Genomic DNA, 9,780 nt, shown 5'->3' on the forward strand with positions numbered 1-9,780 from the left:
TTCAGCCGCAGCGACAATCGCGGGCATAGAAGTGGCACATATGATCCGCAAGAACCAATTTGCCAATGACAACCGCTCGCCATTCGAGGTCTTTGCGGAGCTCGCAGCATAATTGCGTCTGAAGATCTGGCCGCTTCTAACATCATGATAAATTTGCGACATAACCCGATTAAAACGTCCCCCATCTGCTGCAGCGCCAGCCCCACTGATTGGAAGGAATGCCCATTTCGGTGTTAGATAACGATGAAAAACGTCCTTCGGTCCGATACGGACGAGCTTCATCCCCGCGCTCCGTTCTCCAGGTCCCTGATATAGGCCAGAACAGCTTCTATCTCACCATCTGCAACAAGTTCTGCGGCTGTGCGGTGGTCGTAATCAGCAATAGGCTCATTCCGATACCAGTAGATCGCCTTCTGGAGATCACCAGTCAGTTCAGCCGCTGCGGATAGTACTTTTACCATTTCCCGCATTCTGCCTTGCAAACGTTCGGAAGACGGATTGCGTAGCGTGTTACGATGAACACCCGTCAATTCTGCAAGATTTGCAACCTTAACCCCAAGCGCTTTCGATAGCCGCGATGGCGAGATATAGGGTGTCCGAGGCTCCTGAAGACTGTCAACAAAGCCTGAAACCACAGCATATGCTCGATCTGTCTGCGCCTGTGTCACATCACACCTCCGCTCAATAATACGCACAATATATGCATATTTTTATACACATCAAGTGCAAGCGCATACAGTGACCACTCTGGAAAGAGAAAAAGCTCATTGGTTTCAGGGTCTATCGAAAATTCCAGGATATGATGAATAGCATGAAACAACTTTCCGCGCCCAAGTGTGGATACGCGTGCTTCACGTGCGGCTCGGCGTCCTTGCGAAAAAAGCCAGGGTTTAAATTCCAACCGAAGAAAATTATACGTTGGGCGTTCAACGTGGACGACAACTGACCTGATTACGTTGAACGGCCCTGGCGTCTTTGGGAAGAGCGTCAGGGCCTTTTTAACAGGTCGACGGTTCGATACTGGTCAACTCATCCGGCCATGCAAATCCATGCTATTTTGGAAATTAAATAATCCTGCTGATAAATAAGAGCGTGCCGAGACCACAGGCAAGTGCCAGAACGACAAACGGGACAGCCGGTATCGGACCGAGCCAGTTCGGATAATCGGATACGCGTGCAGTACGTATCACTTCCTGGCCTTCGGTCAGAAGCGACTTCAACGCACCGGATCTGTGAAAATCGGGATTGCCCTCCATGGCCCCTCTCCTCTTTGTATGGATCGATTTTTACCATCGAGACAAAAAATGGTCATCCCTAACTTTCGGCCATTTCTACGTCGTTTGACGGATAACAGACCGGGAACACAGCGATAGTTCACCGAAATGAATCGGTCCGAGCTGATTGATTCAAAACTGTCGTTAGACGGGAGGGACGGTTTCAGCGATCTTTTGCTGCATGATCACCCAGCAGTTTCATCTCTATGTCGAACGGACAGACCCGAATAAAAACATGGCCCGCTACTACGCCATGCATATTTCCTATTCGTTGTTTGGAGAACCCTGCCTGACACGTCAATGGGGCCGGATCGGAGCCTCTGGACAGGTCAAGCTACAGTATTTCGAACAGGAAGCAGAGGCCATCAAAATGTTCCTGACTATGGCGCGGAAAAAACAGTCCCGAGGCTATAGGCCCAGATAAGAATCTCGGGCCTGTCGTGAGTGTGGCTACCGTTACGATTTGACCAAAAAAACGCCCGCTTCGCAGGGAGGAGGAGAGCGAAGCGGAACCACTGGGCAGGTCATGCTACAGCATTTCGAACATGCAATGGAGACAGTTCAGATGTTTCTGACCTTGGCTCGAAAAAGAAGATGCGGGGGTTAAATATCTCGAAGATTCAGCCACCATAGCTCAGTCTAATTTGAGCCGATCTGCCAATCTTGCCATGAGATCCATTCGTTCGTGAAAAATTGCGACCACCAAGGCAGATGCATTCTCGCGCGGTAAGCAAAAAACGTAATGATGTTCGCAGCAGTGCGCCATCCGCAACATCGGAAATAGTGCGCTCATATCCTTAAAAGTACCTTGGCCAGCTGCAAGGTTGGCAATTCCACGTTCGAGGTTGCCGATATAGCGCCGAACCTGTGTATCACTCCATTGCTTGCGCGTGTAGCGGATGATATGACGCATATCCGCTTCCGCCTCTACCGTAAGGACATAGGCCGTCAAGCGCGATTCCCGTCCAGTTCATCATCCAGAATTTGGCCGATGCTCTTGGTAGATACATTGCCCGCAAGACCATCGCTGATGCGACTTCCCAGCACGGTTTTAAGTTCCTGCCATGCCTGATCGGCATTAGCATCACCTGGAAACAGACGTTCGAGAGCGTATTGCTTAATAGTCTTGCCCTGCAAGGCCGCCAATGCCTTAAGGCTTTGATGCTGCTGATCTGTTATGTCGATTGTCAGACGGCTCATAAGGGCTGCCTCCATATAAATACACAAACCCACATTAGCACATTTGCGCGGAGATTGCCACCACTACATCTCGCCAATTAGCGCTCGTGGAGAATCCATAGTTTAACTGCAGCGATTGCGAGGCAAGGAATGCATCGCCAGGGGCGCAGGCAAGTATGTTCCCTTTTTGTTTCGAATGCTCTAATAAAGCACGCATGGACATGTCAGCCGATTATCCGCGGTCCCGTGTTCAAAACCATTCATGCGTGACGAGGACATATGGCAGCGGCCCATCTGGAACAACTGAATGATCGCCAGCGCGAGGCGGTTGAGCATGGCGTCGCCATGCCGGATGGCGCGATTGGTGGTCCACTTTTGATCATCGCGGGTGCTGGATCGGGCAAGACGACCACATTGGCGCATCGTGTCGCTCACCTGATCGTCAATGGCGCTGATCCGCGCCGGATATTGTTGATGACATTCTCGCGTCGCGCGGCATCCGAAATGGCCGGGCGTGTCCAGCGTATCTGCAAACAAGTGCTTGGCGATCACTCGACCTTCATGACGGACGCCCTGGCCTGGGCGGGAACGTTTCATGGAATGGGCGCGCGTCTTTTGCGTATTTACGCCCAACAGATCGGGCTCAGCGCCGACTTTACCATTCATGACCGAGAAGACAGCGCCGATCTCATGAACCTCATTCGTCATGAACTGGGTTTCTCGAAAATGGAAAGTCGCTTTCCAACCAAAGGCACCTGTCTCGCAATCTATTCGCGGGTCGTCAATTCCGAGAGTACAATCGGCGTGGTGTTAAAGAATGCCTATCCTTTTGCCCTTGGCTGGGAAGAGCAACTGAAACAGCTCTTTGCCGCCTATGTGGAAGCCAAACAGCATCAAAATGTGCTCGATTATGATGATCTCCTGCTTTACTGGGCGCAGATGATGTCGGATGCCGCGCTTGCCGAGGATGTCGGTGATCGTTTCGACCATGTTCTGGTTGATGAATATCAGGACACAAACCGCCTTCAGGCATCGATCCTGTTGGCGCTGAAACCGAGCGGGCATGGTCTGACGGTTGTTGGTGATGATGCGCAGTCGATCTATTCCTTCCGCGCAGCAACCATTCACAACATCCTCGACTTTCCCAAGGAATTTTCTCCAAAGCCAGCCGACGTCATCACACTCGATCGCAATTATCGTTCAACACAGCCCATCCTTGCTGCCGCGAATGGAGTGATCAGTCTCGCCCGCGAACGGTTTACCAAGAACCTCTGGACCGATCGTCAATCGGAGCAACGGCCCATGCTTGTAACGGTTCGGGACGAGAGCGATCAGGCGAACTATATTGTCGAGCAGGTCCTGGCGAACCGTGAGGTGGGCATCAGGCTCAAACAGCAGGCGGTGCTGTTTCGCACGTCGAGCCATAGTGGCGCTTTGGAAGTCGAACTTACCCGTCGCAACATCCCCTTCGTGAAATTCGGCGGACTGAAATTCCTCGACAGTGCGCATGTGAAAGACCTGCTCGCTACATTGAGGTTTGCGCAGAATCCACGCGACCGTGTTGCGGGCTTCCGCCTTTTGCAGATGCTACCCGGCGTTGGCCCGCAAACGGCTGGCAGGATTCTTGACACCATTGCCCTGGACCCGGAACCTTTGCAGTCGCTTGCAGAAATTCCGCCACCGCCAAGAATTGGGGACGACTGGCCAGCTTTTATTGATCTCCTCTCCAGCCTTCGAAAAGCCGAAGGCGGTTGGCCAGGAGAAATCGGCCTGGCGCGCGTCTGGTACGAGCCCCATCTTGAACGTCTTCATGAAGACCACGATACACGCAAGGCGGATCTGGTTCAGCTCGAACAGATCGCCAACGGCTATCCGAACCGTGAACGCTTTCTCACCGAGCTTACGCTTGATCCAACGGATGCAACGAGCGATCAGGCTGGCGTACCGCTTCTTGATGAGGACTATCTCATCCTTTCCACCATTCATTCCGCCAAAGGTCTGGAATGGCGCTCCGTTTACATGCTCAACGTCGTTGACGGCTGTATGCCCTCTGATCTGGGGGCGGGAACGACGGCCGAGCTGGAAGAGGAACGCCGCCTGCTTTATGTCGGCATGACACGGGCCCGCGACAATCTTGCTCTCATTACACCGCAACGTTTTTTTACCTATGGGCAAAATGCGAAGGGCGACCGGCATGTATATGCTTCGCGAACGCGATTCATCCCCGCCACACTCCTTCATTTATTTGAGACGGCGAACTGGCCAAAAGTAGCAGCAACCGCCAGCGAAGCCAGCGCGCGCAATGTCCGCATTGATGTCGGCGCACGGATGCGAAGCATGTGGAAGTGATGTTCCGTGTTCCATACGCGCGCGAATGGACAAACATGCTGTCAAGAAGCCCTTCCAGCCATTGCAAACGCCTAGGTTGAGGAGTGGCGGACATAACAACTGTGCAGCTTAGATCGTATAACAACAACACGGCAGAGATCACCAGGATGACGCCAACGACCCTGTTCCTGATGGTGAGATAACCATTGAGAGTGGTTTTCTTCTGGCAAAGTCCAGTATGATGTGACTCTTTGATTTGCAGGCGTGACTCCGCTTGACTCTTCGGAAGGCCGGGTGTTTTTGCCGGAAGTGCTTTATCGCTACAGAAATGCCGACAGGATAGCCTCACGCCATTACAATAAAGTCTCTTTCGCCCGCTGCGACAGCCAAGCGGCATGGCTTTTGCTTTAAGCAGACGGGAGATACTTTACGGGAATAAGACAATGTCCAACTCAACCACCATCCACAACGACGGAAATACACTGTTTCCGATCGTTCTTTCCATCGTTGCCGCTGCGGCAACCGGCGTTCTCTGGGCTTATGCCAATCCGATCCAGCTGGTTCCGGGTGTGATCCAGTGGCGCATTTTTGCTTTCCTGCCGCCGCTAGTCGGTATTCTGCTGGGCCGCAAGAGCGGCTTCATCTGCGGCTATCTCGGCACAATCATTTGGTCGCTACTCGCTGGCACCTTTATTCCTGCGCATTCGCTACTCATCGACGGCATCATGGTTGGCCTAACCGGCCTGATCCCCGGCATACTGTTCGATCCGAAGACCACGACTTTCAATCGCGCAACGCTGATTAAAATTGCAGCGACCTGCCTGATTGTTGGCCTCTTGATGGTTGCCGCCGTTTCGGCAAGCCTTGCCTATCTTGGCATTTTCCCATTCTGGTGGGCCGTCATGTATCTCGGTCTTTCCGATATCGTTCCGATGCTGATCGGCACCCCGCTGCTGGTCGTTCCGGCTCTGAAGATTCTCAAGGGCGCGCATCCGTCCGGTTTCACGCGTTTCTGAGAACGGGCCCGGAAAAGTGCTCCAACTGCAGAATGTTAAAGTCGGCTTTGGCGATTCCGTGTTGGCAATCGCCGAGGCCAGCCTCGATATCCGTGACGGCGAACGCCTTCTGGTCTGCGGCGCGGGCGGCAGTGGCAAGACCACGCTGCTCAACGCTGCATCCGGCATTGTACCGCGTCTGATTACCCCGCAGGTTTTTGGCGGCGATGTGACGCTGAACGGCAAGCCCATCTCTTCCATATCGAAGGATGAGCTGTTCAGCACGGTCGGTGTGGTTTCGCAGAATGTGGAAGACCAGCTCTGGGATCTCAGCGTCGAAGACCTGATTGCCTTTCCGCTGGAAAATCGCGGCCTTGCCAAAGACGCCGTCCGCACGCGGATTGACGATCTTCTCAACGAGCTTGAACTGAATGCCTTGCGTGGCCGTCGCGTGCTGACCCTTTCGGGCGGCGAGCGGCGCATGGTGGCCATGGCCGCCGCGCTGGCTGCCGAGCCGAAGCTCCTGATCCTCGACGAGCCGACCACGGGTCTTGATCCGGCGGCGCGCCAGCGTCTTGTGCGGGTTCTCAAAAGGCTCGGTGCGGAAATTCCGGCCCTGCTGATTGCTGAACAGGATCCTGCTTCCTTGCAGGCTGTCGTCACCGATGTCGGTCTGGTGAAGGAAGGCAAGCTTGCGCCCGTCGTGCCGCTTGCTTCCATCATCAATGATGCGGGAGCCTGGGAAGATGCGGGTGTTCTGCCGCCTGTGGCGGTGCGCAAGCGCCTTGCCGGTGGCAAAGCCGATGGTCAGGTACTCGTTTCCGTGTCGTGCATCAAGACGCAGCTTCAGCGCCGTGACGGACAGCCGGTTCTTGAAAACGTGAATTTCCAGATACGGGCGGGCGAGGTCGTCGGTCTGATTGGCAAGAACGGCGCGGGCAAGACCACGCTGTTCCAGTCCATTCTGGGCCTTCAGAAAATTGCGGCCGGTTCAATCACCATTGGCGGCGAGAATGCCGACAAGTGGACTGCCGCAAAGCGTGCCCGTTCGGTTGCTTATCTGCCACAGAACATGCGCCGGATTTTGTTCAACATGACGGTGCTGGAAGAGGTGGTCTTCGCCATCACAGCGGCAACCCGCGCGCCGAAGGATGACGCCATCACCGCCCGCGCAACGGCTTGCCTGCACAAATACGGTCTGGGCGGTCACGAGGAAACCAACCCGTTTGCGCTTTCCTCGCGGCAGCAGGCCTTGCTTGGTCTCGCCTGTGCGGAAGCGGCGGGCGCTTCGGTTGCCATTCTCGATGAGCCGCTTCTGGCGCGCGATCTCAACGGTCGCCGTATGCTGGAACTGTTCCTCGAAACCGCACTTAGCGAAAACCGTGCCGTGATGCTGATCTCGCACGATCTGGAACTGGTGGACGATGTGTCGTCCCGTGTCATGATCCTCGATAACGGCCATGTCACTTTCGATGGCGATGTGGACGCGTCCTGGGCTTCCGATGCCTATGGCGCACTGGGCTGGCCCAAGCCGCGCGTCGTCGAGACGGGAGAAGCCGCATGAAAATCTTCTACGATTTGAACTTCTTCGTGAAGCTCGTCGCGGCTTTTCTGGTTATGCTTGCAGCCTGGCTGGTGCCCGGCTGGCATTATGGCGTGCCGCTGGCGCTGGTGACGGTCGGCTTTCTGGTGCTGGTCAAGGTGCCGGGCCTGCGTGGCTATCTCAAGGGTGCGATGCTGTTGACGCTGCTCGTCATGGCGAGCTGGATTCTCAATCTCGTGCTGCAAGGTATGGCCTTCGTGGACACGCTGCCGATTGCCGCCGGTATGGCGGCGCGACTGGTGACGACCACGGCTGCCTTCTACTTTGTAATGGAAACCAGCACGCCGGGTTCCATTCTCGCAGCGGCAAGCGCTGCGCGTCTGCCGCCTATGGTAACGCTAGTGCTGTCGCTGACCTTTGGCATCATCCCAATGCTGCGCGAGGATTTCGAACGTATCGCGGATGCGCAGCGCGCCCGCGGCATGGAAATCGATGACGTCTCCTTCCCGATGCGCCTGCGTTTTGCGCTGGCGCGCGGTGTTCCGCTTCTGGTGCAAGCAATCCGCATGGCGCATGCCATTTCGCTTTCGCTCGCCATTTATGGCTTCGACACCAAGCGCAAGCGCACCACTTGGCGCAATGTCGGCCTGCTGGTCGAATCACGGCTCAATACCAAGGACGTAAAACGATGACTGAAGACAGCACGAAACTCTCCGGCAACGGACAGGTCTGGACCGTCGATGTGGCAGGCCGCAAGGTCGATCTGCCGATTGTGCCGATCAATCCGAACTTCGCCATTTCCCTGATGATGGTCATCGATCTGGGTGTTCGCTTTGGCGAACATGTGGGCAAGACGCTGGCCGAAAAGCTGGCGCCGCTGAAGCCCGATGTGATCGTCGGCGCTGCAACGCTCGGTATTCCGGTGGCGATTGAAGTGTCGCGCGCGCTTGGTCTCGACGATTATGTGGTGTTGCAGAAGTCGCCGAAAATCCATCTCGGCGATGCACTGGTGCAGACGATTTCTTCCATCACCTCCAAGGGCGAGCAGCGTTTGCTTCTCGATCGTCAGGCAATCCCGCTTCTCGAGGGAAAACGCGTGGTCGTGGTTGACGACGTCGTGGCGTCGGGTTCGAGTCTCAAGGGATCAGTCGAGTTGGTGCGCAAGGCGGGTGGCGAGGTCGTCGGCATCGGCGTCATCCTCACCGAAGCCAAGGACTGGCAGGCCACACTGGGCGAAGATGTGAAGCTACTTCATAGCCTCGCGCATATTCCGCAGTTCGACAATCAGAATGGCGAGTGGAAGCCGATTCTTGATAGCTTTCTGTGAAGACCAACGGAGCCACGTGGCCCTTCACTTTAGGACAGTCGCACCCGGCGACTGTCCTTTGCGGCCTTTGAACTTGGGGATTCTAGGGCACGTCCGTTGTACGCGGAATCGCGATAAGGATTCCCTTGTTGGGAAGGCGCGCTTGGACATTCAAAAAAGACCGCACCTGCATTGGAGCAGGAGCGCCCCGACCTTTTGAAGCGTCGCCACGACTGGTTCGCCAGCCAACTCGATCTCGATCCGGCGCGCCTCGTCTTCATTGATGAAACGGGTCTGAGCACAGATGTCGCGACTTCGCTGACGGGACGGCGAGAGGAATGCCCGCTCTGGTGCGGGGGGCGGTGCAGTCAGAGGCGCAGTTGTCGGGGGTGTCGCCGGTGGTTTCATCGGGGCCCTTACGAAGAGCGGCGTATCGGAAGAAGACGCAATTTTGGCCGGTGACAATCCGGTGGATATCAACGCCCGACCCAAACTCTAGGTCCAGAAAGGTTGACAACGGTTCGACGCGAACGCCGATCCCTATACCGAAGAGGAAATCGAGCGGGAAGGTGCACCAAGTTTGCGCGACGCTGCGCATCCCAAAGGGATTGCTCACCATATATAAGAATGAAACACTGTGCCTTCCAGTATCGAGCCTCAATCGGGCTGACAGCGTCGATGTCCGCTTCAGATTTGGTACCGACACTTGTCGAATAGGAGCTAGATTTCAAGATTATGGACCTCGGCTCTGCCGGATTAAGGCACTTATCCATTCGGCATAATGCAAATCCGAAACAGCTGGAAAGGAGACTGTGAAATGGGTGTTGTCACGTTAAGTTTCTCTGGCCGGAAAGGCCAGGGGCTCGTAGATATTCAGGCGAAACAGGCCGCAATTTTCCATGCATCGAAGCTTCGAGGCGATGGTAGCGAATTGTGTGTGCGGCTCGGCGACGAGATGGAACAGAGAAACAATTGCGGGTCGCTGAGTGCATGGAGACGAACCGTTGCAACGCTCCAGGTGACCGATGGGTGATGATCCGTTTGGGAGCAAAGCCATAGCGCTTCATTAACGCCACAAGCAATCGCTTTGCCGCCCTTTTATCACGCCGCTTCTGCAAGATTTCTTCGAGAACGGAGCCATGTTGATCAACCGCA

At 55.2% G+C, this 9,780-nt stretch carries 11 protein-coding genes and 2 pseudogenes; 8 read left to right on the forward strand and 5 right to left on the reverse strand.

The window, feature by feature from the left end:
• Positions 1-112, forward strand: a pseudogene (locus F9K91_RS24930) (IS6 family transposase); the annotation flags it as partial.
• 166 nt (positions 113-278) lie between these two features.
• Here F9K91_RS24930 and F9K91_RS24940 read toward each other — a convergent pair.
• Positions 279-668 carry a hypothetical protein gene (locus F9K91_RS24940; RefSeq protein ID WP_151679016.1) on the reverse strand — a complete coding sequence of 130 codons (390 nt, stop codon included), beginning with the start codon at positions 666-668 and terminating at the stop codon, positions 279-281.
• A gap of 396 nt (positions 669-1,064) precedes the next feature.
• Entirely contained in the window at positions 1,065-1,256 is a 192-nt protein-coding gene (locus tag F9K91_RS24945; protein ID WP_151679017.1) for a hypothetical protein, read from the reverse strand.
• A 271-nt stretch (positions 1,257-1,527) separates the two neighbouring features.
• On the opposite strand from F9K91_RS24945, the gene F9K91_RS24950 reads away from it, so the two are divergent.
• Positions 1,528-1,698, forward strand: a complete 171-nt coding sequence (locus F9K91_RS24950) for a WGR domain-containing protein (protein WP_328593087.1) — start codon at positions 1,528-1,530, stop codon at positions 1,696-1,698.
• Between the two features lie 210 nt (positions 1,699-1,908).
• On the opposite strand, the gene F9K91_RS24955 is transcribed toward F9K91_RS24950, so the two are convergent.
• Positions 1,909-2,226 (reverse strand): type II toxin-antitoxin system RelE/ParE family toxin, encoded by a 318-nt coding sequence (locus F9K91_RS24955; protein WP_151679019.1) that lies wholly within the window; start codon positions 2,224-2,226, stop codon positions 1,909-1,911.
• Positions 2,223-2,474 carry an antitoxin gene (locus F9K91_RS24960; protein WP_121987358.1) on the reverse strand — a complete coding sequence of 84 codons (252 nt, stop codon included), beginning with the start codon at positions 2,472-2,474 and terminating at the stop codon, positions 2,223-2,225. The genes F9K91_RS24955 and F9K91_RS24960 overlap by 4 nt, the downstream gene beginning before the upstream one ends.
• A gap of 258 nt (positions 2,475-2,732) precedes the next feature.
• On the opposite strand from F9K91_RS24960, the gene F9K91_RS24965 reads away from it, so the two are divergent.
• From F9K91_RS24965 to F9K91_RS24990, 6 genes and pseudogenes are all read left to right on the forward strand, one after another.
• Positions 2,733-4,802: an ATP-dependent helicase gene (locus F9K91_RS24965; RefSeq protein ID WP_151679020.1), complete on the forward strand. Its 2,070-nt coding sequence runs from the start codon at positions 2,733-2,735 to the stop codon at positions 4,800-4,802.
• Between the two features lie 422 nt (positions 4,803-5,224).
• Positions 5,225-5,797, forward strand: a complete 573-nt coding sequence (locus tag F9K91_RS24970) for an aminotriazole resistance protein (protein WP_021586547.1) — start codon at positions 5,225-5,227, stop codon at positions 5,795-5,797.
• A gap of 58 nt (positions 5,798-5,855) precedes the next feature.
• A complete protein-coding gene (locus tag F9K91_RS24975) occupies positions 5,856-7,340 on the forward strand; it encodes an ABC transporter ATP-binding protein (protein WP_235913440.1) in 1,485 nt (494 codons plus the stop codon).
• Positions 7,337-8,011, forward strand: a complete 675-nt coding sequence (locus F9K91_RS24980) for an energy-coupling factor transporter transmembrane component T family protein (protein WP_109989879.1) — start codon at positions 7,337-7,339, stop codon at positions 8,009-8,011. The genes F9K91_RS24975 and F9K91_RS24980 overlap by 4 nt, the downstream gene beginning before the upstream one ends.
• Positions 8,008-8,646 carry a phosphoribosyltransferase family protein gene (locus F9K91_RS24985; RefSeq protein ID WP_109989880.1) on the forward strand — a complete coding sequence of 213 codons (639 nt, stop codon included), beginning with the start codon at positions 8,008-8,010 and terminating at the stop codon, positions 8,644-8,646. The genes F9K91_RS24980 and F9K91_RS24985 overlap by 4 nt, the downstream gene beginning before the upstream one ends.
• 153 nt (positions 8,647-8,799) lie before the next feature.
• Positions 8,800-8,955 (forward strand): annotated as a pseudogene (locus F9K91_RS24990) (IS630 family transposase); the annotation flags it as partial.
• A 497-nt stretch (positions 8,956-9,452) separates the two neighbouring features.
• On the opposite strand, the gene F9K91_RS26815 reads toward F9K91_RS24990, so the two are convergent.
• Positions 9,453-9,780, reverse strand: a 328-nt coding sequence (locus F9K91_RS26815) for a DDE-type integrase/transposase/recombinase (RefSeq protein WP_459562248.1), incomplete at its 5' end; no start/stop codon positions are given.

It is taken from the genome of Brucella tritici (genome assembly GCF_008932295.1).
Lineage (GTDB): Bacteria > Pseudomonadota > Alphaproteobacteria > Rhizobiales > Rhizobiaceae > Brucella > Brucella tritici.